Annotated in this window: 24 protein-coding genes; 10 read left to right on the top strand and 14 right to left on the bottom strand. The window is 33.6% G+C overall.

The window, feature by feature from the left end:
- Positions 1 to 12: 12 nt before the first annotated feature.
- The gene (locus AABK36_RS20500; protein WP_309940593.1) at positions 13 to 1920 is read left to right on the top strand and encodes a hypothetical protein; all 1908 of its coding nucleotides are present in this window, start codon (positions 13 to 15) and stop codon (positions 1918 to 1920) included.
- A gap of 1 nt (position 1921) precedes the next feature.
- On the opposite strand, the gene AABK36_RS20495 is transcribed toward AABK36_RS20500, so the two are convergent.
- Complete coding sequence (locus tag AABK36_RS20495; RefSeq protein ID WP_309940594.1) at positions 1922 to 2413, bottom strand: hypothetical protein; 492 nt, start codon at positions 2411 to 2413, stop codon at positions 1922 to 1924.
- A gap of 206 nt (positions 2414 to 2619) precedes the next feature.
- Here AABK36_RS20495 and AABK36_RS20490 point away from each other — a divergent pair, with 206 nt between their 5' ends.
- Positions 2620 to 3186, top strand: coding sequence for a pentapeptide repeat-containing protein (locus AABK36_RS20490; protein ID WP_338390341.1), 567 nt, complete (start codon positions 2620 to 2622; stop codon positions 3184 to 3186).
- 10 nt (positions 3187 to 3196) lie between these two features.
- Here AABK36_RS20490 and AABK36_RS20485 read toward each other — a convergent pair whose 3' ends face one another.
- Positions 3197 to 4165 carry an NAD(P)-dependent alcohol dehydrogenase gene (locus tag AABK36_RS20485; RefSeq protein ID WP_309940596.1) on the bottom strand — a complete coding sequence of 323 codons (969 nt, stop codon included), beginning with the start codon at positions 4163 to 4165 and terminating at the stop codon, positions 3197 to 3199.
- Between the two features lie 572 nt (positions 4166 to 4737).
- Here AABK36_RS20485 and AABK36_RS20480 point away from each other — a divergent pair.
- The 3 genes from AABK36_RS20480 to AABK36_RS20470 all read left to right on the top strand — a co-directional run bounded on the left by AABK36_RS20480 (position 4738) and on the right by AABK36_RS20470 (position 7298).
- The gene (locus AABK36_RS20480; protein ID WP_338390340.1) at positions 4738 to 5571 is read left to right on the top strand and encodes a lysophospholipid acyltransferase family protein; all 834 of its coding nucleotides are present in this window, start codon (positions 4738 to 4740) and stop codon (positions 5569 to 5571) included.
- 136 nt (positions 5572 to 5707) lie between these two features.
- Positions 5708 to 6433 (top strand): DUF975 family protein, encoded by a 726-nt coding sequence (locus AABK36_RS20475; RefSeq protein WP_309940599.1) that lies wholly within the window; start codon positions 5708 to 5710, stop codon positions 6431 to 6433.
- A gap of 136 nt (positions 6434 to 6569) precedes the next feature.
- Complete coding sequence (locus tag AABK36_RS20470) at positions 6570 to 7298, top strand: DUF975 family protein (RefSeq protein WP_309940601.1); 729 nt, start codon at positions 6570 to 6572, stop codon at positions 7296 to 7298.
- 99 nt (positions 7299 to 7397) lie between these two features.
- Here AABK36_RS20470 and AABK36_RS20465 read toward each other — a convergent pair whose 3' ends face one another.
- The 3 genes from AABK36_RS20465 to AABK36_RS20455 all read right to left on the bottom strand — a co-directional run bounded on the left by AABK36_RS20465 (position 7398) and on the right by AABK36_RS20455 (position 9708).
- Positions 7398 to 7859 carry a GNAT family N-acetyltransferase gene (locus AABK36_RS20465; protein WP_309940603.1) on the bottom strand — a complete coding sequence of 154 codons (462 nt, stop codon included), beginning with the start codon at positions 7857 to 7859 and terminating at the stop codon, positions 7398 to 7400.
- Positions 7860 to 8043: 184 nt separating this feature from the next.
- Complete coding sequence (locus tag AABK36_RS20460; protein WP_309940606.1) at positions 8044 to 8601, bottom strand: thioredoxin family protein; 558 nt, start codon at positions 8599 to 8601, stop codon at positions 8044 to 8046.
- A gap of 72 nt (positions 8602 to 8673) precedes the next feature.
- Positions 8674 to 9708, bottom strand: coding sequence for a bestrophin family protein (locus tag AABK36_RS20455; RefSeq protein WP_309940608.1), 1035 nt, complete (start codon positions 9706 to 9708; stop codon positions 8674 to 8676).
- Positions 9709 to 9929: 221 nt separating this feature from the next.
- On the opposite strand from AABK36_RS20455, the gene AABK36_RS20450 reads away from it, so the two are divergent.
- The 3 genes from AABK36_RS20450 (at position 9930) to AABK36_RS20440 (ending at position 17126) form a co-directional block, all read left to right on the top strand.
- Positions 9930 to 15935 (top strand): T9SS type A sorting domain-containing protein, encoded by a 6006-nt coding sequence (locus AABK36_RS20450; protein ID WP_309940609.1) that lies wholly within the window; start codon positions 9930 to 9932, stop codon positions 15933 to 15935.
- Positions 15936 to 16333: 398 nt separating this feature from the next.
- On the top strand, positions 16334 to 16579 hold the full coding sequence (locus tag AABK36_RS20445) for an RNA recognition motif domain-containing protein (protein ID WP_309940610.1): 246 nt from the start codon (positions 16334 to 16336) through the stop codon (positions 16577 to 16579).
- 97 nt (positions 16580 to 16676) lie between these two features.
- Positions 16677 to 17126, top strand: coding sequence for a cold-shock protein (locus tag AABK36_RS20440; protein ID WP_309940611.1), 450 nt, complete (start codon positions 16677 to 16679; stop codon positions 17124 to 17126).
- Positions 17127 to 17173: 47 nt separating this feature from the next.
- Here the strand turns inward: AABK36_RS20440 and AABK36_RS20435 are convergent, their stop codons facing one another.
- The gene (locus AABK36_RS20435) at positions 17174 to 17776 is read right to left on the bottom strand and encodes a hypothetical protein (RefSeq protein WP_309940614.1); all 603 of its coding nucleotides are present in this window, start codon (positions 17774 to 17776) and stop codon (positions 17174 to 17176) included.
- Between the two features lie 164 nt (positions 17777 to 17940).
- Between AABK36_RS20435 and AABK36_RS20430 the strand changes: the two genes are divergently transcribed.
- On the top strand, positions 17941 to 18588 hold the full coding sequence (locus AABK36_RS20430) for a peroxiredoxin-like family protein (protein WP_309940617.1): 648 nt from the start codon (positions 17941 to 17943) through the stop codon (positions 18586 to 18588).
- A gap of 66 nt (positions 18589 to 18654) precedes the next feature.
- Here the strand turns inward: AABK36_RS20430 and AABK36_RS20425 are convergent, their stop codons facing one another.
- The 8 genes from AABK36_RS20425 to AABK36_RS20390 all read right to left on the bottom strand — a co-directional run bounded on the left by AABK36_RS20425 (position 18655) and on the right by AABK36_RS20390 (position 24547).
- The gene (locus AABK36_RS20425; protein WP_309940619.1) at positions 18655 to 19239 is read right to left on the bottom strand and encodes a hypothetical protein; all 585 of its coding nucleotides are present in this window, start codon (positions 19237 to 19239) and stop codon (positions 18655 to 18657) included.
- 181 nt (positions 19240 to 19420) lie between these two features.
- The gene (locus AABK36_RS20420) at positions 19421 to 19834 is read right to left on the bottom strand and encodes a hypothetical protein (RefSeq protein ID WP_309940621.1); all 414 of its coding nucleotides are present in this window, start codon (positions 19832 to 19834) and stop codon (positions 19421 to 19423) included.
- A 143-nt stretch (positions 19835 to 19977) separates the two neighbouring features.
- Positions 19978 to 20670 (bottom strand): response regulator transcription factor, encoded by a 693-nt coding sequence (locus AABK36_RS20415; protein ID WP_309940624.1) that lies wholly within the window; start codon positions 20668 to 20670, stop codon positions 19978 to 19980.
- On the bottom strand, positions 20667 to 22022 hold the full coding sequence (locus tag AABK36_RS20410; protein ID WP_309940626.1) for a sensor histidine kinase: 1356 nt from the start codon (positions 22020 to 22022) through the stop codon (positions 20667 to 20669). Before AABK36_RS20410 ends, AABK36_RS20415 begins: the two co-directional genes overlap by 4 nt.
- A 107-nt stretch (positions 22023 to 22129) precedes the next feature.
- Positions 22130 to 22537: a hypothetical protein gene (locus AABK36_RS20405; protein ID WP_309940628.1), complete on the bottom strand. Its 408-nt coding sequence runs from the start codon at positions 22535 to 22537 to the stop codon at positions 22130 to 22132.
- A gap of 8 nt (positions 22538 to 22545) precedes the next feature.
- Positions 22546 to 22833, bottom strand: a complete 288-nt coding sequence (locus AABK36_RS20400) for a hypothetical protein (RefSeq protein ID WP_309940630.1) — start codon at positions 22831 to 22833, stop codon at positions 22546 to 22548.
- Positions 22834 to 23364: 531 nt separating this feature from the next.
- Entirely contained in the window at positions 23365 to 23982 is a 618-nt protein-coding gene (locus AABK36_RS20395; protein ID WP_309940631.1) for a hypothetical protein, read from the bottom strand.
- 25 nt (positions 23983 to 24007) lie between these two features.
- Positions 24008 to 24547 (bottom strand): DUF4348 domain-containing protein, encoded by a 540-nt coding sequence (locus tag AABK36_RS20390; RefSeq protein WP_309940632.1) that lies wholly within the window; start codon positions 24545 to 24547, stop codon positions 24008 to 24010.
- Between the two features lie 267 nt (positions 24548 to 24814).
- Here AABK36_RS20390 and AABK36_RS20385 point away from each other — a divergent pair, with 267 nt between their 5' ends.
- Positions 24815 to 26578, top strand: a complete 1764-nt coding sequence (locus tag AABK36_RS20385) for a hypothetical protein (protein WP_309940633.1) — start codon at positions 24815 to 24817, stop codon at positions 26576 to 26578.
- The last annotated feature ends 8 nt before the right edge of the window (positions 26579 to 26586 follow it).

Raw genomic sequence — 26586 nt, 5'->3', positions numbered from 1 at the left:
GACTGTTCCAAAATGCCACTAAGGAAGAAAGATAAGAAGGAGGAGAAAAAGCGAAGCAGGTCATTCAGTTCTTTAAACACTATTGGAACAGGTGCCAGTATTATGCCTCCTGCAAGCGACTCAAGAAGACCATCCCATTTTTTACAAACACCATCCATGGGAATAAAAGGCAACAGCACAGGAGATCTGAGTTTCGAAGAAAACTACACGGACTTCGACGACGACACGGAAAAATTACTCCCTGACGCTCCTATTAAAAGACATTCAAGCATGTTGCACTTGGCCCCTGATAGCGACTTGACTACATTAAGGGCTTCAAAATCCACTGAGCATTTGCCTCAATCATCAGCCTCTCGTTTGCCTTTTAAAGCTCAGATGGAAAAATTCATAAGTCGTATTTCTCCCAAATTCTCCAGAAAAATTCAAGGAACAGACCATGAAGCAAGCACTGGCCTATTATCCCACGCCAGCCCCATCGCAAAAGACACAATTGGGGCAGAAGTTGTCAACCGAAGGTCTTCACTGTATTTTCTTAAAGAGCCTCCTGTTAGCTTTGCATTTGAAAGTGAATATCAAGCCGCTCCTTCTAGATTCCCTCAATTGCAATCAACCGATTCATCCAGCGAAGACGAAGATTCGTATGATTCGGATATTACGACACCGCTTTTGAATCAACATTTTAGAGAATTAGAAGGACAAGGCTATAGTTTTAGAGACAACTTAGAATATTTACTACCAGGTCACACCCCTAATGATCCAGAACTTCAAGCTCAACTTTGGGATCTTAAAGCCCACATGGATTCCAACCCTTCAACATATCAAGAAGCGGTTAATGCATCCCACACATCTTATGACGATCCCGATCTTGAAAGAACACGCATCCTATTTGACAGAATCACAGGAATGACACCCAGCGTAACTGCCACTCCTGAAATGATGGCACCTAGTCCATTTAACCCTGCCAATTTATTAACTTACCTAAGAAGCTTGTACAAACTAGCCCGCAAAGCACAAAAACTCACATCAATCGCCAAAACCAAACGACGTGATTACATAAGTGATTCCGTGCATGTCATTATGGGCTTAAAAGAAATAACAGCAAAGCTTATCGATATTTCGAAAAAACTTGCCAATACATCTGGAGGTCAAGCGACTTCCCAAGCCTCTAGCTCAACCCCTCTAATTGGCTTAGGTCTAAATATAGCCTATTTAGCATTTCACTCTTACAAGCTATCCGAAGCCGTTGAATTTTTTCATTCTATGGACAAGCAAAAATCTGGAATGAAAGAAATCATGATGGAAGATCAAGACTTTGACGAACTCTTTGATGAGGGAAGAACAAACCCATTAGTACTGGAACAAATGGCTTTCAAGCCAGAACTTTCTCCTACTGACCTTGATACTGCAAGCTCTTTGTCAAGCCCTGAATTATTTCAATCACATACCCACACTCAAGCCAATGCTAGAGCATATTGGACTGTAAGAGAAATGAAATATCTCAACAAAAAAAGAGTTGAAAGAATGTCGGGCATTGTCGCCGAAGACTCTATAAATATTATTGGCAGCTTGCTGGATTTAGGCGGACCAAGCGCTGTAGCAGGTCAATTGATCCACGGGGGAGTAATTGTTGAACAAAAATTCAAACCTTGGTACAGAAAGAAAAAGCAAAAACTCAGAAATATGGGATTCGGTGACCAAGAAAAAACATCCGCAAAAAAAATTGAGCATAGACAAAGACTTATCGGAGAAATATTCAATTTGATAAGCAATATTGACAGCCCATTAGCTGAAACAGATTTTGAGAAAATCAAAGAATTATTGCTTGCCACAGGCATAAAACTTAAAGACTTCAGCTATTATAAATCAGATCCCAGAAGGTTGGCTCGAAAAATTTTCACGGAACTAGGCGAAAGAGAATAATTCACCCAATGGTATCAGACAAAAATACAATAAAATAGCCTCCAATTGTAGTAATTGTTCTCAAGTCCAAGGTAGAGAAAATCAGTACTTCTTTTGGTTTTCCTTTTAATAATAAAGCCATGCCGCCAAACATTAAAGTTGCGACAATATCATTATAATCAAATGTTCCATTAGTAATCCCTGACAATTGCAAAAATTCCAATATCACAGCATAAACTATAGGCAAATAACAAACTTTAAGTTTTATCTCCATAATATTCAGAAATAAACCTTTGGATATTATAGTAACTGCAAAAACCCACAAGCCTCCGGGCAAGCTATAAACCAACCAATCATTCAGGGGCATTTTAAAATTCATCAAGAATTTCTTCCCTTCATCAAAACCCAAAATTGAAAAGACATGATTGACAACTGTAGCTTCACTTCTATACAAAGTGTATATATATAAGCTAGCAACAAGGGCTAAAGCAGCCAACAAATATTCTCTTTTCATCAAATCGCTCCCCTAAATGGTCATCATTAGCACACAAAATTACGTTCTGCTGGCAAAGAAGCAATAAAATCAAGAAAATATATCCACAAAAACTTCGACCAATACTCCTCTAAGTTGAGTTTAACTTTTATAACTTTGGGCTAAACCCATTTCTGTTATACATTAGTAAATATATTCAAACATTTTAATTCTTATTATTCAATACAATGAATTCCACTCATATAGAAGATCATCAATTCAACAACATCAATAAAGCACTAGGAAAAGGAACCTATGAAAGTTGCCAATTTGAAAATTGCGATTTTGAAGAATTTAACTTTTCGGAGTATCGATTCATAGATTGCAGCTTCCTAAATTCGAATTTTTCCAATTGTTTCCTTACAGAATGCATGCTAAATGGCATTCATTTTACAAACTGTAAACTCTTAGGCGTCTCATTTGAAAAATGCGCATCTTTATTTTTTAGTGTGAATTTCAAAGATTGCATATTGGACTTTGCATCCTTTTATAGTCAAAAAATGAAAAATACTACATTCGAAAATTGCAGCATGAAAAATGTTGATCTAGGACACACTGATCTGGAAAGCTCATCATTTGACCACTGCAATTTATTAAACTCAATTTTTGAAAATACTAAACTTAAAAAAGCCGATTTATCAACTGCCTTTAATTTCAATATAGACCCTGAAAACAATGATATTCAAGAATGCTCATTCTCTCAAAACAATCTCCACGGATTGCTTGACAAGTATAAAATTAAAATCAAGGTCTAACTCATTATTACTAAAGCTTAAGAACAACATTTCCTTTTTTATGACCTAACTCTACATACTTGTGAGCATCGCTGACTTCCTCCAAAGAATATACCCTGTCAATAACCGTTGTCAATTTATTTTCTCGCAACAAAAAGCATAAAAACTCAAAGTCTTTTCGTTTTTCAACTTCGCTTTTCAGTCCAGTTGCTTCAAAAAATAGTTTTTGTCTACTGAAATTATTAGAAAAAAGCATTTTACCAACTGCATTCAAGCTCAAAACAGGTGTTAAAAATATTCCATTTCCCGATAGAATTGATTTTGATTTGCTGAAATTCAACTTGCCCACAGTGTCGAATATAAGATCAAAAGAACAATTCAACTTCATGACATCGCATTTAGTATAATCCACAACATCATCAGCTCCTAATTTTTTTACCCATGCTACATTATTTTGGCTACATACGGCAGTCACATGCATTCCAAAATATTTTGCCAATTGCACAGAAGACGCCCCTATGCTACCTGAAGCGCCATTGATCAATATTCTTTTTGAATTTTCGTTTCTATATTTTTCAAAAAATGCGATAGCTGTCATTCCTCCATCAATTATACCCGTGGCTGAAATACAATCTATACCTTCAGGAATATTAAACACAGTGCTTGTTTCCTTTACCTTAACAAATTCAGAATAAGCCCCACCATTCAAATCAGTCGGACCAAACACCTTATCTCCTACCTTAAAAGTCTCAACACTTTTCCCTACCCTTACAATTTCTCCTGCAAAATCAGTCCCTAGAATAGGTTGTGTTGGCTTGAAAAAGCCAGTGAACAATCTAGAAAAATAAGGTTGCCCCTTTCTCATCATGCAATGCGCAGAAGTAATAGATGTGGCATGCACTTTCACTAAAATATCATTATCAGAAATCTCTGGAATGGATACGTTCATTACTTTCAGCATATCCGCATTTCCATAGCCTTTACAAACGACTGCTTTCATCTTTTTAATGCAATAACGCTAAGTAAGAGACGACAAGAGTACCAAATTCAAATAAAAAAGCTCAAGATTATAATTTCGAACTAATTGAATTTCACTAAAAGAATCAAACCAGTCAATTATTAAAAATATTTTCTGATCAATAAAGATTAAAAACAGGCTTGAGTATTAAATGAATAAGTTTTTACTCATTTTTTAAACTTTTCAAACAACATATTTAACAAATAATAGAAATTAATAACAGTCAAATATTCAAAAAAGCATAGGAGAACTTATTAAGAACAGAGGATTATTAAAAATAAAGCAAGCATGAGTATACAAAAATTAAAATAAATCAATACAAACTAATTATAAGAACACAAAAAGCACTGCTTTAAAATTATTTTGAATATTTCACTGTTCCTAAATGAAAAGCAATAAATATATTATCAAACACCATGCAAATTCCATTCAATAAAAAAATAAATAAGCGATAGGGGAAAACAGCATTTTGTTGATCAAAACTATAACAAACAAATTTCCACAATTTACTATAATCACACTCACACCTTTTGGAGGTGCTTATAGATGCTAAAATGCTTAAGTTTATGATATTCACCACACGCTTGTTTTTTTCATTTATATCGGAATTAATATTAGTCTTAATCTTCGGAATTTTTAATTACAGAAAATCCACGATTGAAAGAAACCTCAAATATTGTTTCCCAAATAAAACTGATTGGCAAATCAGACAAATTTCAAAACGTTATTATAAGCACATGTGCGATTTGCTTGTAGAGCCATTCATGATGTTATTCTGCCCTAAATCAAAAATTCATCACTATGCCACCTTTAAAAATGAAGACAGAATCAATGAGCTTTATAAATTAAATCAAGATATTGTTATCCTTGCGCCTCATTATGGTAATTGGGAAAACCTAACCATATTGCCATTAGTGTTAAAACATGAGGTCAACATAGCTTACCAACCTTTATCCAACCCTTTTTTTAATAAATTAATCAAATATATCAGAGAAAAACACCACACTAAACTGATTCCAAAAAAATCATTCTACAGGTCAGTTTTCACAAACAACGGTAACAAGCCCAAAGCTTTTCTCTTATTGGCAGATCAAAGCCCCTCAAAAAACTCTTCAAAGCACTTCATCGATTTCTTCTCAAGAAAAACTGCCATACAAATTGGCGCTGAAAAAATAGCTTTGAAGAAAAACTGTCCTGTGTTTTTTATCGAAATAAAAAAGGTAAGAAGACATCATTATGAATACGAATTCAAAGAGCTGGCATCAACATCAAACAACCTGAATACAGAACACGAATTACTGCTCAATTATTATAAAGAAATTGAAAATTTGATTAGAAAAGAACCTGCCTATTGGCTATGGTCCCACAACAGATGGAAGTCAAACTAAAAATTCAAAAAACCAATAATCATTGTTAATCTCAGAACTATTTTATACTTAATCGATAATAAATTTTCAATATTCCACCAATTTTAAGTAAATTCGCTATCAACAAAATTTTACAATAATATTACAATTTTTAATTATGAGTATTACATCTATTTTTGATGAAACAAAACAAGCTATGCAAGGAAAATGGGGACTTGCCATAGGAGCTTTTGTCGTTTTTCTATTGATTACTTTTGGTATGCAAATGGTTCCATTCATAGGTTCTTTAGCCTCAATTATTCTAAGCGGACCTCTTTCCGTAGGACTTTGCGTTTTCTATTTGGCGCTTGTTAGAAATGACGAACTCAAGCTTGAACTTTTGTTTGAGGGCTTTAATAAGTTCAAAGAAAGTCTTTTGACATATTTAGCAATATTTGCCATAGCTATTGTATTTCTAGCTATAATGGGAACCGTTTTGTTTATTACTGGAGCAAGCTCGGTATTTAGCTTGTTCTCAAATTTAGACTCTGCGCAGCCTGATGCTATACTTAATCTTATGACTTCTGGAGCATTTTCTGGTTCATTGCTAGTTACTTTTATTTTAGCTACTATATTTCAACTTCATGTTTCTCAAGCGTATTATTTAGTAGCTGAAGAAAATCTTAGTGGCTTTCAAGCACTTAAAGAGAGCTCTAGAATCATGAATGGCTACAAGTTAAAACTGTTCGGACTATTTCTTATTATGGGAATTGCAGGAACCATACTAACGATAATTACTTTCGGTCTAGGATTATTGCTTGTCGCTCCATTTTCGCTATCTGCTCTTGCCATATTTTATGATAAGATCAACCCAAAAAATGAATTTGCTGAAGTAATTGCTTAAAGCTAAAACATCATAATATCACAGAGGCCTTCTATTTTTTAGTAGGCCTTTTTTCTTTTCTTATTACATTCAAGGCAAAGAATTTGATAATCTTTAATCATTCAAATTGAATAATTATTTCTTAAATAAGGTTATCATGAGCGTATCGGAAATTTTCAAAGAGACCAAAAAATCATTAGACGGAAAATGGGGGATAGCCATTGCGGCATTTCTAGTATACCTTATTATTACCTTAGGAATGCAAGCGATACCAGTGATAGGAAATATTGCTTCGTTAGCTCTTAGCGGGCCTTTAGCTGTTGGGCTTTGCATTTTCAATCTTGCCCTAATTCGAAATCAAAACCCCAGCATCAGTCTCCTTTTCAAAGGATTTGATCTCTTCCTTCCCAGCATGTGGACTTATCTGGCGATAATACTTATTGTATTTTTGGGAAGTTTAATCTTTGGAGGGTTCTTAATCATATCTTTAATGCCTTACACAGATTTAGCTAGCTTGGAAAATATAGAACCCGAAGAACTTTACCATTTGCTTTTCAATGGGGCTCCGCTAGCTGTCATTTTAATCTTCTTCATTATTGCATTCTTATTTCATTTGCATATTTCCCAAGCTTATTTCCTTGTGGCTGAAAAAAAAATTGGCGGTTTCAAACCTTTAGGCCTAAGCTCTAAAATCATGAAGGGTCATAAAATGTCCCTATTTATAATTCTATTAGTTTTCGGATTGGCTTCAGCTATTTTACTTACCATAACTTTTGGTTTTGGCATTATCGTAATTGGACCTTTTACTCTAGCAGCTTTGGCCATTTTTTATGACAAGATTAATCCTCAAGAAAATTATGAAAGTAACAATCTTGACTTAAGTTAAGAATAGCTATAAATCATTCGAATGTACTTAGAACTTAATTTGGCATCACGCAATAATTTTATATTTCACAGCCTGAATAACTTTTCACTTTACTAGTAATTAGTTTAAATTTAACAACATGAACAAACTTAGTGGGTCTTCTCTATAATTTGCGAAAGGCCCGCATTGCTCAAATCCATATTTAGCATACAAACGATGCGCTGGCTTGAAAAAATCCATCGCACCTGTCTCAAGTTGAATGCATTCAAACCCTTTCATTTTCGCTTCTGAAATAAGATGTTCCAACATGAAAGCCGCAACTCCCTGAGACCTGAATTTCAATGACGTCCTCATTGACTTTATTTCAGCATGCTTATCGTCCAAAGCTTTTAGAGCCCCGCAGCCCATTACTTCTCCATGTTCGTTCCATATTGTCCAAAATGAAATATCATCTGCACTCAATCCTACCAGATCCAAAGCATGTTTGCTTTCAGGAGGAGATATTGACCTCATATCTTTAATATGTTCTTCCAACAACTCAATCACTAATGGATGATCTAATTTGCCCAGCTCAATTTTCATAAACCATTATTTATAATCTAACTAAAAATACAAAACTAAACATTTTCCAAGCTTAAAAAACAAAAGAAGCTTTGAATAATTAGCCCCAAAGCTTCAGATTAACTTAATTCACATACTGCCACTTAAAAAAGATTATATCTCCATTTAAAAGCTACAGAAGTCTCCCACTTTATACCATCCTCTATCAATCTTTCCATTTAATATTGCAACCAATGCTTGGCTTTTGACTAGGCAAAGGAGAATTGCCTTGCAACAATGCATCCAATGCTTTTCTCATATCCAGTCCAGTCACTGGCAAATCATTTCCAGGCCTTGAGTCATCCAATTGACCATGATAATAAAGCAATAACTCTTGATCAAAAACATAAAAGTCAGGCGTGCATGCCGCATGGTATGCTTTAGCGGTTTCCTGTGTTTCATCGTAGAGATAAGCAAAAGGATATGAATACTCTTGAGCGATCAGCTTCATTTGCTCAGGAGAATCCATTGGATAATTAGCAACATCATTGCTGCTAATCGCAATGAATCCAATTCCTTTACCCATGTACTCATTCGCCAAGTTAACTAACTCGGCATTTACATGCTTTACAAAAGGACAATGATTGCATATAAACATGATAACTGTTCCCTGATCACCTTTAAGGCCATTTAAGCTTAAAACCTGACCTGAGATAGTGTCAAATAAGCTAAAATCAGGAGCTGAAAATGTATTATCCAACTCATTTGAAGAAGTAAGCGCCATATTAAAAGATTTTGTATAGTCCGAAATATACTAAGAAAAACAAAACCTCAAACTCAAGGCCATTTGATAGTTTTACATTAATATTCCTCCTTTGGGTTTTATCTCAGGCGGCAAATCCGATTCGTTCAACATTTGTCTCAAATCGATTTCGATGGATCGGCAAAGAGACATCATAGGGATATCGTTTGCCATACCTTGAAACGGGTTTTCGGAATAATCACCTATAATCTCCATCATTACATAAATCCAAGCAATCAATGCCGAGATAAACACAGCAACCTCAAGTCCCCAATCTCCCAATTTCATAAATTCGGGCATAATGCTAAGCGGCAATAACAGAATGAATATGCCTATGAAATATCTACTCATATTCGCATACTGTCGGGGAAAAGGAAACTTCTTGATTCTCTCATTTTTTCCTTGTAGCTCGTAAAAGCTTCTCAATATCCTTGTCATTTCCAAATGACGAAAATCATCAATAAGTCCTCTTTCTCTTAACTTGCTCAAATCCCTGGATTGTTCATTTATTATTTGAGCCGCGGTGTTTGCTTGATTTATCAACCGGTCATGCTCATCATCGGTCAAATAATGTCGCAATTCAGTTTGAGTTATTTCATCGCCATACAAGCCTATTCCATATTTTCTCTGACTATTTTTTGCATGTCTCGCCATTGCGCCTCTTTGACTTACATGTTCCCAAGTCGTTGGCAATAGCAACTGGCTTCTATGTGCGTAAAGCCAAGCAATATGCCTGTAAATCAACCTTTGTTTAATCAATTGAATTTCACTATTCGAGACCAATTCATCAGTATAGAGATTTGATATAAATCCATCGACGACCATTCCCCATGTTCTGCTATCATTAACTATTCCACCCCACACTTTTCTTGCTTCCCACATGCGATCATATGATTGATTATTTTTAAAGCCAACATAAAACGCCACCGCAGTACCAACGACAGAAACGGGAAACCAAGGCAAAGAAATCTGAATTATGCCCAGTTTGTACAAAAAAGCTACTATTCCCATAACAGCGATCAACCAAACAATATGATGAGCTGACCACTTGACTAAAACTCCCAGATTTATTCCTTTCGTCACTATCATGTAATTAGCAACAGCTCTTATCCTGATCTGTTTGAATTATTCAAAACAACAGTCAGATATTCACTAAAAGCAAAAAGTCAATACTTTTTTAAATTAAACATATACTTATTACTACTTTTCAATAAAGTAAAATTTTAAATACATCATATATTTATTTTTTTAATCTAATAATTATATTTTTATGCAATTATAAAAAACAAACAATTACAAAAAACAAAAAAATGAACAAAATTTTAACAATTGCTATACTATTAGCGATTTCATTTGCCTCCCATGCGCAAATCACAAAGATTCCAGATCCTAACTTTGAACAAGCATTAATTGATCTCGGATATGACAGCACATTAGACGGAGAGGTAAATACCGCGTCTATTTCATCTCTCTATTCTCTTGATATCCGTAACAAAAATATTTCTGACCTTACAGGAATAGAAGGTTTCACCAACTTAGTGAACTTAACTTGCTTCCAAAATCAACTAACTAAGCTCAATCTAAGTCAAAATGAAAAATTGGCTTATATAAACTGTAGTGAAAATAATATTGATAGTTTAAACTTAAGCAATAATCAAAACCTTACCACACTTAATGCATATAATAATAAGCTAACATATATCGAGTTTGGTGAAACGAGTAATATCGATTACTTAGCTATTGGACACAATCAATTAAACGAATTGAACCTTAATAATCTTACAAAGCTAAAATCATTGCAATGTCAAAATAACACATTAAGTCAACTTGATTTAAGCAATCAAACTTCTCTTCAAAATCTATATTGCATCAACAATGATATAATCAGCATTCAAGTTCCCAATCAAACTATAGCCTATTCTGCTAATACTAATAGATCTGTCAATGGTGGTAATGATTGGGTTGAAGACAAAGGTGTTTACTACACCACAACGCCATTTGATCAATTAGAAATGACTGCCATTATAGACGAAAAGTTTGAGCAAGCATTAATAGACAATGGGTATGACTCAAAAATAGACGGCTCTATCATCAATGAGGCTGTACAAAACATCAGCTCCCTTCTTGTCAAAAACAAACAAATAAGTGATATCACTGGAATTGAAGCTTTTGTGAATCTACAATCATTAGACATCTCAAATAACGCTATCCAGACCATCAATATTAGTAAAAATATAAAGCTTAACTCGCTTGTTTGCTTTAACAATCAGCTAACAGATATTGACTTAAGCTTGCTGGAAAATTTAAGCTATATTAATTGTGCCAATAATAATATCGATAGTTTAGATTTAACTCATAATACATATCTTAGAATATTTTATGCTTCACAAAACAATATTTCAAGTTTGAATTTTGAGAACAATCTGGAATTAGAAGTTATTGGCATAAACAACAATAAACTAACCCAACTAAACTTAGTTAATCAGTCACTGCTTAAAAATTTGAACTGTTCAATGAATAGTCTTTATTGCGTTCAAGTGGTTGACCAGCACACTGCAGATTATGCAAATGATAATTATAAAATCAACGGCGGAGAACCGTGGATAGAAGATGGCGGTGTTTACTACTCAACAACACCTTGTGATGCATTAGAAACTATTGAAATTCCTGATGAGAACTTTGAACAAGCTCTAATCGACGCTGGCCATGATCCTATTAAAGATGGGTACATTGTTAATGAAGCAGCAAAAAAAATCCAAAACTTAGACATCAAAAATAAAGGAATCAGTTCCTTAGCTGGCATAGAATCTTTTATTAATTTATCATCCCTTGATTGCTCTCATAATGATATTAAATCCTTAGATTTATCTGAAAACAAAAAACTCAACTACCTATCTTGTCAAAACAATCAATTAGCTAACTTAAATTTAGAGCAAAATATTGCGTTAACTACTCTTAAATGTGAAAATAATAGCATCACTTCTCTAGATATAGAGAATAACATAGAACTCGACTATTTAGATGCTACAGGTAATCAAATAACCTCTTTAGACCTAACAGGTAATTCTAAAATCAGTATTCTTTATATCTCTGAAAACCAACTAAAAGATATCAATTTAGAAAACCTGTCAGAACTAAAACATTTCAGATGTGGCAACAACCAATTAGATTCTTTAAATGTAAATAATAACCTTAAATTATATACTATAGATTGCCGATCAAACAATTTATCTAGCTTAGATTTTACAAATAATAAAGAACTCGAATATATTTATTGCCACAAAAATTCACTTGTAGAGTTAGATGTTTCAAAAAATGACAAATTAATTAATTTAATATGTGGAGAAAATAATTTAACAAAATTAGATATTAGCAAGAATTTAAATCTAAGTGGATTATCATGTACTAATAACTTACTTTACTGCATAAAAGTAGCCTCTGCATACATCGCAAGTTTAGCTAATAATAATCGCTCTATTAACAATGGCAATCCTTGGTCAGAAGATAATGGTGTCATCTACACAATTGAATCTTGTGAAAATTTAGAGCAAACCATAATTCCAGACCCTAACTTTGAAAGAGCTTTGATTGAATTAGGTCATGACGCTATTGTGGATGGCAAAGTGCTTACTCAAAATATTTCTAACGAAACTTATTTAAGCATAAGCTCAAGACATGGAATTGAGGATGCTACAGGAATAGAAGATTTCAAATCATTAAGAAACTTATATTTCTCTCAAAATATATTAAAAGGACTAGACCTTAGCAAAAATACAAACTTGACTCACGTTAGATGTGACAACAATAATTTAGATAGCTTAAAACTGCCAGAGACATCAACCTTGCTAGAACTTTTATGTAATAAAAATAACTTATCTAAACTGGATATCAGTAAAAACCCAAACCTTAATTCATTTAACTGCTCAAATAACGACTTGAATTGTGTATTGGTAGCAACTCAAGAAATTGCTGATGAGGAAAACACTTCGATTGATGTTAGCCCTGATAATTGGAATGAGGACCTAAGCGTAGTTTATTCAGCAACGCCGTGTGAGGAGCAAGCTTACACTGAAATTCCTGACACAAACTTCGAAACCAAGTTAATCAGTTTAGGATATGACAATATCAAAGATGGACAAGTTATAACACAAAGAATATCATCGTTAACATCACTTAACTTATTTAATAGTAGAATCGTAAGCTTGCAAGGTATAGAAGATTTCACTTCACTTGAATCGCTTAACTGTTCACATAATTACATAAGAAATATTGATCTGAGATTCAATACCAACTTAAAGTCGCTTAGAGTATATTATAATGAGCTTGATTCAATAGATTTAAGTCATAATACAGAATTAGAATATGTTAACTTATATGGCAACAACCTTAACTATCTAGATTTAAGCCAGCTTGACAAACTTCAAAGTCTAGATACTAGATTCAATAGCCTTAACTGCATTACTGTCGCTAATGAAGAAATAGCCCGTTTAGCTAATAACAATGAAATCATCAACGAAGGAGCGAATGCTTGGGTAGAAAATGAAGGAACAATTTATTCAGCCATTCCATGTAATCAACTTCCAATGACACTCATTCCCGACAGCAATTTCGAGCAAGCATTAATAGATCTAGGTTATGATAATTTCATAGACGGTGCTGTCTTAACAGCGAAAATCGATACATTAACTGAACTAAATGTTAATGGAAAAAATATTGCTGACCTATCTGGTATTGAATATTTTACAGCATTAGAAGTCCTGTTTTGTAATAACAACCAGTTGACTCTTATTCATATTGATTCACTTGAAGAACTTCGCTCTTTGGATTGCTCTAATAATGAGTTAACCCAATTGAATATTAGCAACAACACAAGTTTAGAAACAATTTGGTGCAACGATAACCAAATCTCAACACTTGATCTGTCAACTGCGAATCAGTTAGAAGGCATAAACTGCAACAACAACTTATTAACAAACATAGAGCTTACCAACAATACAGATTTAGAATGGCTATACTGCAGTGAAAATAACTTGTCATCAATCAATATCAGTCAAAACTTATATCTTGTTAATTTTACTTGCGAAAGAAATAATTTAAACTGTATTCAAGTAGGCAAACAAGAAGTCGCTGATTTAGCCAATAATGATCAACCTATCAACGGAGCTGATGATCCTTGGCTTGAAGATCTTGGAGTTCTATATTCAATCATTCCTTGTGATGATCTTCCGATTACTCAGATTCCTGACAATAATTTTGAAAACGAACTTATTAATTTAGGTTATGATAATGTTCTGGATGGAGAAGTTCTTTCCTCTTCAATATCAGGAATTTCATCAATCAATCTATCGAATAAAGGCATAAAAGATCTAACGGGTATTGAGGACTTTGAATCGCTTAATGTTCTATACTGCAAAAATAATGAGCTAACGTCATTAAATCTTTCAAACAATACAAACCTGACAGATTTATACTGCTCAAACAACCAGTTGACAAGTTTAAATCTTAGCAATAACGATAAACTAAAGGTACTTCAATCAGATTCAAATCAACTTGCTTGCATTTATGTGGCAAATAATACCATTGCCCAACTTGCCAATAATGACGAAGCTGTAATTGAAGGAGGTTCTGATTGGATTGAAGATGAGGATACATTCTATTCGGCTGTATCATGTGATGAAATTGCTTACATTAGTATTCCTGATCCAAACTTTGAGCAAGCTTTAATCGATCTAGGATATGATGATGTAATTGACCAACAAGTTGTTTCCAATCGAGTATTGTCTATCGAAAACATTGACCTTTCCTATAAAGGCATTTCAGATCTTACTGGTATTGAAGGATTTTTATCGCTTGAAACATTGAATGTGCGTAACAACCAAATCCAAGAACTTAATCTGGAAAACAATATCGCATTAGCCAACTTGAATTGTCAAGATAATAATATCATCCGTTTGGATATTAGCCAAAACGCCAACTTGGAAATCCTACATTGTCAAAACAACGTTTTGGATTCATTAAATCTAATGCATAACTCATTATTAGAGGAAGTTTTCTGTCACTCCAATCAATTAAAGGACTTGAATCTAGGCAATAATTTGTCTTTAACTCGATTAGTGTGCAGCGATAATCTATTGTCAGAGCTAAACATTAGCCAAGCGATCTTCCTTCAAGAGCTTTACTGTCATTCAAACTTCTTGACAATGCTTGATATAAGCAATCAAGACTTTATCTACGGGCTAAGCTGCTATGAAAACTTACTACAATGCATTCAAGTCTCTAGTAAAACAATAGCAGAAGACGCAAATAACAATCAAACTATTAACGGTGGTTGGGAATCATGGAGAGAAGACAGCGAAGTTCTTTATTCGAACACGCCTTGTCCGGAACAAGAATATACGCTTATTCCTGATGTTAATTTTGAGACTGCTCTAATTGACCTTGGCTATGATTACAAGGTAGATGGAAAAGTTCTGACACAATCAATATCAGACATCACAAGTTTGGATGTGTCGAATAGAGAAATATCAGATTTGACAGGATTGGAAGACTTTGCCGCTCTTAAGGTATTAAAAGCCAATAACAACTCCATCTCTACCTTGGATGTTACTCAAAATCAAATGTTGAATAGATTAAAAATCTGGGACAACCAACTTACAAGTTTAACATTGGACAACCCAGAATTAATAGAAATCAACTGCAAAAACAATAAACTTGAGAATATCGTGGTAACAAGGAATCCTAAACTTGTAACCTTGAACTGTATTAACAATGCGCTTACTAGTCTTAACCTGAATGAGAATACAGAGCTAAAAAACTTCTATTGCAAGAACAATAAATTAGACAGCTTAGATCTTAGCAATAACACTGCTCTCAGAAACTTCAATGGTGCTCAGAACAACTTTGCTTGCATCCAAGTAAACGATCAAAACACTGCTGATCTTGCCAATCAAAACCTACCAATAAATGGAGGCAACAAAGCTTGGATTGAAGATGCCGATGTAATTTATTCTATAAGCTCATGCAACCCCATAGAATCTATATCATCTAATAAACTTAAGTCCGAACAATTCATCTCTGGTGTAGAAAGCGATGAGCAAACCGTTAATATTTACCCTAATCCTGCTGAAGATTTCTTGAAATTCGAGGGAGTTGAAATCAGGGAAATAATCATCAGCGAATTAACAGGCATAATAGTGCTTAGACAAAGTATTGAAGAAAATACAGTAAATATATCTCATATTCCTTCAGGGCTATATCTAATCCATATTACTGACAAGAAGGGCATATCAAGAAGCCAAAAGATTATTATCCAATAATCTCATAATGCATAAAAGAGGTAGCTTATTCGCTACCTCTTTTTTCATACCATTCCTCTCAAACAAAATTTATATCAAATATTTTCATGATTATTCTAATTTTTTAATGAAATAGGAAATAATGTACCAAGATTCTCCGCAATTCATTTTAGAAATAAATAAACTCTAATACAGCTCATTATAAAAAAATAAACTACCTTTGTATTCCTATCTATAGAAACTTACTACATCTATTTATATCTCACCATATTAACAGCTGCCTGTTTTTTCTCTAGATTCGAAAAAGTAATTAACAAGCGGCTTGCAAAAAGCATCGATGATGGTAAGGTATTAATCCGTATTATCATTCTGTCTTCGCTATTATTTGCAAACCTGTTCATTTATATAAATTCAATATTATGAATATTTACGTAGGCAATCTCAATTACAAAATCGATGAGAATGATTTGAGAGAAGTTTTTGAGGAATATGGCACAGTAGACGAAACTAAAATCATAACTGACCGTGAAACAGGCAGAAGCAAAGGTTTCGGATTTGTGACTATGCCTGATAATAAAGAAGCTTCGGAAGCTGTTGAAAGCCTGAATGGAGCGACTCTTGAAAACAGAAATATGGTTGTCAACGAATCAAAACCAAGAAGTTAATAACAAATTCATATAGCTTGGCTTAAGTTAAGAAGAATCTATTTTCTAAATATAACTAGCAGTCACCTAAACCAATTTATCAATAAAAACAACTTGAATGAGTAGATCCCGAGAAACATTTAGTAAAAAAGAAGTAAGAAACAAAAAAGAAAAAAAACGCAAAGAAAAGCTGGAAAAGAAGCAAGAACGCAAAGAAGCCAAGCAAAAGAAATCCTTTGACGACATGATCGTATATGTGGATGAAAATGGCAACTTAACTTCTACACCTCCGGATCTTACACAGAAAAAAGAAATTAAAGCAGAAAGCATTGAGCTAGGAGTTCCAAAAAGAGAAGCAATGGAAGAAGATGACGAACTGTTCATCGGCATTGTTGATAAATTCGAAAGCTCCAAAGGCTTTGGCTTCATAAGAGAGAAAGACCAAAGAGATTCTGTTTTTGTGCACATTAATGAATGCGTGGACCGCATCAAACAAGGCGATAAAGTCAAATTTCAAAAAGAAAAAACGCCTAAAGGGATTAGAGCATTGCAAGTGAAGCTAGCATAATAGTTTGTTCCTCTTTCAAACAAGAGGAACAATTCCCTTTACATCACTTATTTTTTCAAATCCTTCAGTAGATTCTGAATATCATTTACTACACCCATCTTCACATTCGAATCTATATGCACTTGTATCGTAATATCCTCTGCAGGAATATTTTGTGATACCAATTTTTGCTTACTTACCTCATACTCTATAGCAAATGAATCTAGTTGGCATAATTTATCATTTATCCATATATCCGAATTCTCATCAATCTTTACATTTATAGAAGCTAATAGTCTACTTTGAATTTTCAAATAAAGGCCTGTTAGATAATAGTATTTATACGCTTTACTATTCATTTTATTGACATCTATATTTTCCAAGCATTTTAAATACTCTCCACGAGGCAAGTAATTATCAAACATTATAGAATCATGAGAGATTTCAATCATAGAATATGATCGAAAAAAGTTCTCCTTATAATCAAAATTTGGGTCCAACTCTCCTAATGTTATTAGCTTAGCCTCAAACCTATCCATCTCTTGAATTAAATTTATTTTATTGTCATAGCCAGCCTCCAATCTTTTCAACTCGCTATTTACATTGCATCCATAGAATAAAAAAATCGCACTCAATTGCATCAAACGAACAGTAAACCATACATTTTTCATATATATTAAAACATTAAGGAAATAAATTATTACAATTCAAATTAAAATATATGTAAAATCATTTAAATTCAAAATGATTCCTTTCAAGAAGCTTTTACAAACCTATCCCCTTTATGCAAGTTTAATTGAACAAGCACGACTAAGGTTTAAACAAACTCATTCAAATGCAAACATTAAAAGAACAACTCACAGAAGTAAAAAATAAAAGCGGTGAAAGAATTTCAGCGGAAGCTCTCAAGACCATGCAAAAAGCTACCGATGAATTAAAAACTGCTCATATTGCCAAAAATGCGTTGAAAGTTGGTGATACAGCTCGAGCCATCATACTCAACAATTTATATGGAAATAAAGTATCACTTTTGGAGGAGCTTAAAAAGGGCCCGGTTGTTCTTAGCTTTTATAGAGGTTCATGGTGTCCGTATTGCAACCTTGAATTAAAAGCTTTACAAGAAGCATTGCCTGAGATTAAAAAAAACGGAGCCACCTTAATCGCAATTAGCCCCGAGCTACCAGACAACAGCTTGACATTAATAGAAAAGCATCAACTTAAATTTGAAATCCTTAGCGACCTAGGCAATAAAATTTCCAAAGAATACGGTTTGGTTTTCAAATTGCCCGATGAGCTGATTGAGGCATACAGCACATTTGGCATTAACCTAGAAAGAAGCAATGGAGACAATAGCCATACGCTTCCTATGCCAGCAACATTTGTTATAGATCAAGAAGGAGTCATCAGATATGCTTTTGTTCCCGAGGATTATAGAGAAAGAGCTGAACCGAGTGAAATATTGGAAGTTTTAACACAGATTTAAATTAAATCTATGTTAAAACATTCTTGTTAAAATTATTTAAATTCACTTATTGCAAAAGAAAATCCTTTAGATTATATCTGCATCAATAGAATCGGTCAATAATTTACCGGACTCTAAGACTACATTAACTTTTATTCGTTTTATATCTGTATCATCAAACAACAAAACTAAATAACCTAAATCATTTCTCCTAAAATACTCTTCTGCCACTTGATAATTAAGCATTTCCAACCACTTATCAAGTTCTATGGATTCTTGCTTATATAAGACACTTAAATAATCATTTAATGCTTTAGAACTACCATCTTCAGCTATAGCAATAATATCGATCCTTTCAATAGGATCAGTTATAATATGACGACTTTCGCGACGGGACCAAGCTAAAGCTGATTGAAAAAGGAAATTATTAATAAATGATTTATTTGAATATGTATCTGCCAAAGATTCTTTTAAATTAAATTTAAAGTCTAGCATTAAAGCTTTTTGGTTAGCAACATTCTCCAAGGCTATTGAATCATTATCAATATGATATGATTTCAACTCAATAGAGCTATATTCATAGTAATAAATAGACTCTTCAACAGGAGGACAAGCAGTCAGAAAAAACTGCATTGAAAAAAAGGTTAATAAAATTTTAAGTGTTTTGTTCATGTTATTATAATTAAATCGTCCATATTAATGACACCGACAATCACCAATAAGTTGAAATAATTATTTATTTTTTTAATTAACAAAGTATAAATACACATACTACTCTCAATAATAGATAATTTATATGCAAATACCTTAAATTAATACAGTCATGTCATCTCAAAACATTTCCTTTTTAAAATCAACTATTCACCAAACTCTTAATACTTTCTGCAAACTCCTTTATTTTAATTAGCTCTTCTTCACTTGCAACATTTTTATCTATTCTAATTTTCAACCATTTGCTTTCATAAGATACTCTATAACTATATGAATCTCCCTCACTTTTCTCCAAAGTTGTCGTACTATGAATTCCCCATTTTGCATTTGGAAAATTTGAATTCAAAAGAGCTATCACTTTTTCATTTTTATCAGCACAAAAATCAGATTCAAATATATAAATTTGATCATTTTCCGTTTGCGTAATTTTCGTCGAAGAAATCGATGTTTTAGTTTTATTACGACTATAAGAAAGCGAACGAGTTTTGCTTGTCTGAGCACAAGAGATTGAAATACTAGCGATAGCCAAGATCAACACTAAATTAATATTCTTCATTGTCAAATTCGTTTGTTTAATACATATCCAAAAGTAAAAACAATGAATTATTTCTTGCAATAATTAAAATGCTTTAACCCTTGTTTAACTTTTGTTCGATGATAAAGCACACAAACCTAAACTCAAGCATCCATTTCCAACCTTTATGAATCTATAAAAAATGTCAAACCAACTCCCCTAGTGCTTTTGATCTTAATCGCCTCATCATTCTTAAAGTACTTTCTCAATCGAGTGACAAACACATCCATGCTTCTTCCTGAAAAAAAGTCATCATCTCCCCAAACATGATTAAGCAATGTTTCCCGCTTGACAAGTTGGTTCTTGTTCGCGACAAATAAACTTATCAATTTAGCCTCGCGCTCCGACAAATTCCTTTGCTCATCCTGAAAGTTCAACAGCAAATTCTTCGTATCAAAAATGTATTTGCCTATCTGTATTTTATCATGACTAACAGCCTGAGGAATCATGGAATCAAACCTATGCAACAAATTATTTATCTTCAATACCAAAACATCAGCGTCAAAGGGTTTGACAATATAGTCATCAGCTCCTAATTGTAAACCTTTGATCATGTCTTCCTTCATCTTTCTGGCTGTCAAAAAAATAAACGGCATCGAAGCAAAACGCTCTCTAACTTTTTCCGCTAATGTAAATCCATCCATTTCGGGCATCATCACATCCAATACCGCAAGATCGAAAACTGTTCCTTGATCCAATATTTCCAAAGCTTCCCTGCCATTCATAACCCAGGTAACTTCCAGGTCATTTATACTCATATATTGTTGCAGGATCATTCCGAGATCCTGATCATCCTCTACTAATAATATGCTTTTCATATTTCTATCGGTAGTTTTATCAAAAATTTTGTTCCCTCATGAAGTTTGCTTTCCACTCGTATTGAGCCCCCATGAGCTTCTATAATATGCCTTGTATAAAAAAGACCCAAGCCAAGACCTTTCACATCATGCCTATTGGCTTGTGATGCTCTAAAATATTTATCAAAAATATGATTCGCATCTGCCTTGCTAATTCCCTTTCCTCTATCAGCGACGCTTATCAATATTTCCCGCTCCGTAGACATCGCCAAAATATCTATTTCAGCTTTCTTATCTGAGTATTTGACTGCATTTTCCAGTATATTAAGCAATGCAGTGGAAAAATGAAAACGGTCAATATTAAATCCTGTATTATCCAAGGTGACTTGCAATTCCAATCGCTCAATTTTATCCTCAGCTCCCAACTTAAAATCTCCAATCAATTCTCTCAAGAATGTTTCGTTCAAACTCGTTTTTCTAGACAAGTGTAAATCAGAAAAATCATTATGCATCACTTGATCAAACAAACGTTGCAATCTTTCATTTTGCCTATCCATGATTCCCAAAGTGTTCTCCAGCATTTGAGAGTTTTCCAAAAGTTTTGGATTTTTCAAGCTCTTGCTCGCTACTCCCAAGGTAGCTAGAGGCGTTTTCAATTCATGAGTAATATTGTTAATAAAGTCTGTCTTCGTCTTCACCACACGCTTCTCTTCGATCAAAGCCCGTATAGCATAAACAGCCAGTCCAATCACGAATAGATAAATCAAAGCCGTAATAACCAACATGCCCGACAATCTTCTGAACACAATGCTGTTTTGATCATTTATCCACTTATAATCTTTATATGTTAGCTCAAAGTGTATATCATCACCGCTCGTAGACGTCTTCGTTGAATTGATCACGGTCCCATTCTCGACAGCCTTCATACTACCGTACACTATCAAAGGGTTTTCCACATCGCTAGTAAAAACAGAATCAATTTCATCATTATCAAAGACTACTATACCTTCCAAGGTCCTCGACAACTCCAAAGAATAATCGAAATCATTGTTATCCAAATACTCATTGATAATCAAGTCTGTACGAGTATCGAAATGTTTCGCGATTTTAATTACTCTTTCTTGCAAGACTTCAATCGTTCGCTTCCCATTTTTTAACTGGACCAACTCGCATCTAACTGTATCTCTAAACTCATCGTGCAAGCTATCGAGTTTGGGCATATCGTATAATGGAGACAATATATTATGAGACTCTTTTTCAAAGATTCTCTTCTCCAATTGATAACTATTGTAAAGCAAATAAGCTTGGATAAAAGATAAGGCAAGCAAAATAGTTCCTGCCAGCAAAATAAGTGTTGTCGTCTTTTTTTTCATATCTGCATATGAAGTTAAAAACAACAAGACTATTCCCCTAAAAAATTTAATAGTTTAACCTTGAATTAACTAAAACAAGCTTTGTTTCAAAAAGTAAAAAATAATGCTCAATTAATCTTTTTTGTTTCGATAGATTTAAGCTTTTCAATGCAATCTATCAACTCTTGAAACTCACTTTTATTCCAAATTGGTTCATAAATCGCATCTTTTGGCGTTACGGCCTTAATATTACAGCCCCAAAATAATTTTTTGTAAGTATTATCCTTAATGAGATTTTTAGTATCAAGGCCCATATCAGTCATTAAGTTTACACAATTCAAAGTATTTGGGCAATTTACCCTTTTTTGTTTTAAATCTTTTAAAACGTTGTCAAAATCATAGACTTCTTCAAAAGCTACCTTTTGGTAATTTAGGAAAACGCCATTTTCATTCTCAACATAATCATTATCATCTGATATCCAATTAAAAATTAAAGACTCTCCATTCAATTTTACTTTTATAAAGTAGGGATTCATAGTTTGAATTATTTAGACGTAAGCAAAATTTTCTCAACAATAACTCTCATCGTATCATAATTTCTGTAAAAGACTTCTCTTTGTTCATGAAACTTTTTCTCACTCCAAAATGCTTTGTCCGAAAGAATTGGCAAATCATCCATTCCATTTAAATAAAAATTTATCAACGGTTTCAAAACAATGTTATCTGACCTATACTCAAAATAAAAGTCGGATAATATCTTTAGATGATCGACTTCCTCAACTTTTGGATCTGTCAACAGCGCCTTTAGCATTTCATGAGTTTCATTTTTCATGTTAGCTTGTAGTTCTCATTAAGAAACTTTTTAAACTCTTCAATCGACTCCGTTTTTATGTCAACGTTACAACACTTTTTATTTTTCAACTTTATATAAAGAGTAAAGATGCCACAGTAACTTTTTTCAATATCTAAGGATAAAATCTCTTCTTTCAAGAGTCTCGATTAAAAGAAGTTCTATAAATGCTGAATACAAAAGCAACTAAATTTAAACAAGCAAAAAATAAAATCAATCCTAAAGTCTTAATTGAATATAACTCTAAAATATAAAAGTTGACCCATGTGAATAAAACTCTTAACATAAAATGAATAACAGAATAAATTATTTTTTTTCGTTCATTGTTTTCAATATGCACCTGATCTTCCTCAAATCTAACTTTCCCGTCATTTATTTCAAACATTGCATTTCCCATCTAGCGCCTAAGTATGAACCTTTTATTTTTCGTTAACCACGATCTCAATACCACTATAATTAAATAGTTAATTCACCTCTGTTGATTTAAAACTTAAATAGTAGTCATTGGCTATATTATATTTGATCTACAAAGCCACCTAATACATCTCTACGGATCATTTTTTCACTATTATTATACTCAAATTGATTTGAGTACTCTTGATACACTTTATTATTTTTCAACAATTTGATCTGAACATTCACACCTAGAAAATCATGATTCTGCTTTTCAATTTCAACAACAGCATCATAATCCATTTGATAAAGATTTAGAACATTCATAATTCTTTTTTTTCGATCATCAACAATTTTATTTTCTGTCAAGTAACTTCTGACTGGTCCTACTGACAAAGGGAAAAAAAGAAAACCGATAAACATAATCACCAAAGGCGCGCTAGCAAATACGCCTAATGAAATAATATAATCTCCCAACAAATAGCCCATGGAAATAAAAGCCATACCAAGAGTAAAGAAAATAATGCAATTAAGAATTGTTAAAAACTTCTTATTTTTCATCATTTTTTCCTTGAATATTACTTCCTCAATTTGACGAAAAGCATTCTTCCCAAAATTTATTTTATCACAATGCTGGATAAATTTAGGTTTGTCATTGGTCAATTGACAAGATCTACCAAATTGTTTATCCTTTTGGGAAAGTTCACAAACAACACAGTGATCAATCGGTTTAGCCATATTAATTATAATTTATTTAAAAAAATCAACCCCTATCGATTACTTTATACAGGTGCCATTTTCCTTCAAAGCCTTTAAAATAAAAACATAAATCCCCGCAAGACTCAATTCCATGCCAACGTAGAACTCTGAAGTTTGTATTTTTCAAGCTTAGCTCTTCATTATCATAGATATTAAATCCCTCAGGGTGAAATTTATATTTATCAGAATTCCATTGTTCAACACCAACGGAATAAATTGTATCATTCATCCCTAAATATGATTCGGTAATCTTAATTGGAAACTTGATTCTTTGCTTTTGAAAATCTTTGTCTTCAGAAAATCGAATGATGAAAGATAGAAAATTCTCATTAGAATAATTTGTATTTTCATGTTGTTGAGCAATTTTAAAATTGACTTCATGAAGCTCGCTTTCCAATTTACTTTTCTCAATCTTAAGCGTTTCAAATGACTCTTGCAAACGATCCATATTAGCCTTCGACCTTTGGTATTTCTCCTTCCACTGATCATTGCCACATCCTGCAAGACAAAGCCCACTCAGTAAAAACACCACTACTCTCTTCATCTTTTCAACCTGTTAACATTTACACTTTAATCAAATCATTAATTTACAAAAAATAAATAACAAAAACATATAAAATTAACTAATACAAATATTTAATCATTTTTTAATCAATTAAAACTAAATTTATTCATGAAAATAAGCTGATTCAAAAAAAACCAAACAGTCCCTCTTCTCTTTGCTGTAATAGCTTGTAATATTTTTTTTCAAAAATCTAACACATATTGTTTAGGCAAAGCCTATCATTTCACATTTTTAAACACCACTGCGATGTCATACTTAAATACGCCAAGGCTTACTTTTTCGGGAAGGTTTCAAGCAGACCCTTCCACCGTCAACAATGATGTAACGCATTACAACAACGCAACCTTTCAGCCTAATTATCAAGACTATCAAACTGACGAAGATGCAAACGGCTGGTGGAATCCTGATGGAACAGGCAACTTCAAACTATCAAATTGCACAGTCAAAAAAGTATATTACAAAGATGGCAGTTCGACCACGAATTCAGAGGAAGATCCAATCATAGGCATGAATGTCTCTGACATTAACAGCAAGGTGGCAGGAAAAATTGTCGACTTGGACCCTCAGCAACAAATGGTCTCCGAACTTTGGGGACTTGTTATCAGGATAAATGAAAACGGCACAGACTATATGATGGGCGATTATGAAGTTGCGCCTTTTACCAATATATGGTTCAATAGATCCACGGATTTAAAGCTCGATGCTGCCGCGGCGGCCATTTATCAATCAGTGATAAAAAATATCAAATGGGATATAGAAGGCACAAACTCCAGATACTTGAAAGAGCTTTACGCTGAAAGCGAGTCCGAACTTTCCATACAATTCACTGTCGACAGATATAATGGAGACTTTACCTCTTCCGATTTCACATATGGACGCATTGTTGGCTCTATTGGTCCATCAAAAAACTCTGAGCCCAAACATGGCCTTCTTGGCAGGCAATTATTTCCTCTCGAAAAAACATGCAACTATGGAGTTGCAATATTTGAAGAAGATAAAAAAAAGATAACTTTAGATCTTGCCAATTCATTGCAGTTTGGATATAAAGAAATCAGCAATGTTCATACAATACATAGCGGCGTTATAGAGGTATCTGATATTGGTGTGGTTGAAAATAAAAACTTGGCATTAGCAGTAAACTCAGGCACAAGCAAGAACCCGAACTACACCTTTTTAGGAAAAATCGATTACAAAGCCAAAGAATGGTACGAAGTAGATGCTGGAGTTTCAACCTTCAACCTATCAGAACAAGAATGCAAACTAGTCGCAGATAATCCTTTGGAGATTGTCTCCTACCATGCTAGTCAAAGAAATGTATTTGACCTCGAGTCTACTATTTCTCCTGTCTTCCAAGAGCAAATCGATTATGTGTTTGCTGACAATTTCGTATTTCGAATGAATGATGATGAGAAATACTCTTCAAAACTTTTTGCCACTCGCCTAGGCAATAGGCTAGCGAACAAAGCCGTCAATTTTCAACTCGACACGACAAATATACTCGGTGGCGGAGGCAATGAACCGGAGCTTGGCATACCTACTCAAGCCATCTCTTTTCCAAACAGTATCCAGACGAACTCCGAAGGAGAGGCTAACCTTGAGATGCAAGCCTTTAACCCAGGCGATCCACGAATTTATATTGATGGACAATTATATGCTATCTCATATGCTTTGGAAGGACAAATGTTCTCGCAATGCAATCCTAATAACTTTCTAAGCATACATATTTACACTAAACTGGATAAAAAAACTATCGCAAAACCTACTTGGGCTGACTTGCAACCCATAATGCAACAGTACGCCAATCTATATCCATTGATGTCCAAAGGCATATTCAATTTGGCAAGCCAACAAGTAGTCGACAAAAATGCGGAAATATTGAAGTTTGTGTTCTCCAAAGAGAAAACAGATCCTAACTACATGCCAGCAACCAGAGACCTGTCCAGAGATAAATCTCAAATGATTTTAAACTATCTCGACGCCATCTTAGAAAAACTAAAAGATAAGGCTTAAAATTCCTT

Origin of the sequence: Aureibacter tunicatorum, assembly GCF_036492635.1 — a bacterium.
GTDB classification, from domain to species: Bacteria; Bacteroidota; Bacteroidia; order Cytophagales; family Cyclobacteriaceae; genus Aureibacter; species Aureibacter tunicatorum.
The sequence above is the reverse complement of the archived record's forward strand: the minus strand, read 5'-3'. Positions and strand labels throughout refer to the sequence as shown.

What these genes read in the sequence shown, in the direction of transcription:
- AABK36_RS20500 (WP_309940593.1), top strand. Translation starts at nt 13, where the DNA reads ATGCCACTAAGGAAGAAAGATAAGAAGGAGGAGAAAAAGCGAAGCAGG.
- AABK36_RS20495 (WP_309940594.1), bottom strand. Translation starts at nt 2,413, where the DNA reads ATGAAAAGAGAATATTTGTTGGCTGCTTTAGCCCTTGTTGCTAGCTTA.
- AABK36_RS20490 (WP_338390341.1), top strand. Translation starts at nt 2,620, where the DNA reads ATGAATTCCACTCATATAGAAGATCATCAATTCAACAACATCAATAAA.
- AABK36_RS20485 (WP_309940596.1), bottom strand. Translation starts at nt 4,165, where the DNA reads ATGAAAGCAGTCGTTTGTAAAGGCTATGGAAATGCGGATATGCTGAAA.
- AABK36_RS20480 (WP_338390340.1), top strand. Translation starts at nt 4,738, where the DNA reads ATGCTTAAGTTTATGATATTCACCACACGCTTGTTTTTTTCATTTATA.
- AABK36_RS20475 (WP_309940599.1), top strand. Translation starts at nt 5,708, where the DNA reads ATGAGTATTACATCTATTTTTGATGAAACAAAACAAGCTATGCAAGGA.
- AABK36_RS20470 (WP_309940601.1), top strand. Translation starts at nt 6,570, where the DNA reads ATGAGCGTATCGGAAATTTTCAAAGAGACCAAAAAATCATTAGACGGA.
- AABK36_RS20465 (WP_309940603.1), bottom strand. Translation starts at nt 7,859, where the DNA reads ATGAAAATTGAGCTGGGCAAATTAGATCATCCATTAGTGATTGAGTTG.
- AABK36_RS20460 (WP_309940606.1), bottom strand. Translation starts at nt 8,601, where the DNA reads ATGGCGCTTACTTCTTCAAATGAGTTGGATAATACATTTTCAGCTCCT.
- AABK36_RS20455 (WP_309940608.1), bottom strand. Translation starts at nt 9,708, where the DNA reads ATGATAGTGACGAAAGGAATAAATCTGGGAGTTTTAGTCAAGTGGTCA.
- AABK36_RS20450 (WP_309940609.1), top strand. Translation starts at nt 9,930, where the DNA reads ATGAACAAAATTTTAACAATTGCTATACTATTAGCGATTTCATTTGCC.
- AABK36_RS20445 (WP_309940610.1), top strand. Translation starts at nt 16,334, where the DNA reads ATGAATATTTACGTAGGCAATCTCAATTACAAAATCGATGAGAATGAT.
- AABK36_RS20440 (WP_309940611.1), top strand. Translation starts at nt 16,677, where the DNA reads ATGAGTAGATCCCGAGAAACATTTAGTAAAAAAGAAGTAAGAAACAAA.
- AABK36_RS20435 (WP_309940614.1), bottom strand. Translation starts at nt 17,776, where the DNA reads ATGAAAAATGTATGGTTTACTGTTCGTTTGATGCAATTGAGTGCGATT.
- AABK36_RS20430 (WP_309940617.1), top strand. Translation starts at nt 17,941, where the DNA reads ATGCAAACATTAAAAGAACAACTCACAGAAGTAAAAAATAAAAGCGGT.
- AABK36_RS20425 (WP_309940619.1), bottom strand. Translation starts at nt 19,239, where the DNA reads ATGAACAAAACACTTAAAATTTTATTAACCTTTTTTTCAATGCAGTTT.
- AABK36_RS20420 (WP_309940621.1), bottom strand. Translation starts at nt 19,834, where the DNA reads ATGAAGAATATTAATTTAGTGTTGATCTTGGCTATCGCTAGTATTTCA.
- AABK36_RS20415 (WP_309940624.1), bottom strand. Translation starts at nt 20,670, where the DNA reads ATGAAAAGCATATTATTAGTAGAGGATGATCAGGATCTCGGAATGATC.
- AABK36_RS20410 (WP_309940626.1), bottom strand. Translation starts at nt 22,022, where the DNA reads ATGAAAAAAAAGACGACAACACTTATTTTGCTGGCAGGAACTATTTTG.
- AABK36_RS20405 (WP_309940628.1), bottom strand. Translation starts at nt 22,537, where the DNA reads ATGAATCCCTACTTTATAAAAGTAAAATTGAATGGAGAGTCTTTAATT.
- AABK36_RS20400 (WP_309940630.1), bottom strand. Translation starts at nt 22,833, where the DNA reads ATGAAAAATGAAACTCATGAAATGCTAAAGGCGCTGTTGACAGATCCA.
- AABK36_RS20395 (WP_309940631.1), bottom strand. Translation starts at nt 23,982, where the DNA reads ATGGCTAAACCGATTGATCACTGTGTTGTTTGTGAACTTTCCCAAAAG.
- AABK36_RS20390 (WP_309940632.1), bottom strand. Translation starts at nt 24,547, where the DNA reads ATGAAGAGAGTAGTGGTGTTTTTACTGAGTGGGCTTTGTCTTGCAGGA.
- AABK36_RS20385 (WP_309940633.1), top strand. Translation starts at nt 24,815, where the DNA reads ATGTCATACTTAAATACGCCAAGGCTTACTTTTTCGGGAAGGTTTCAA.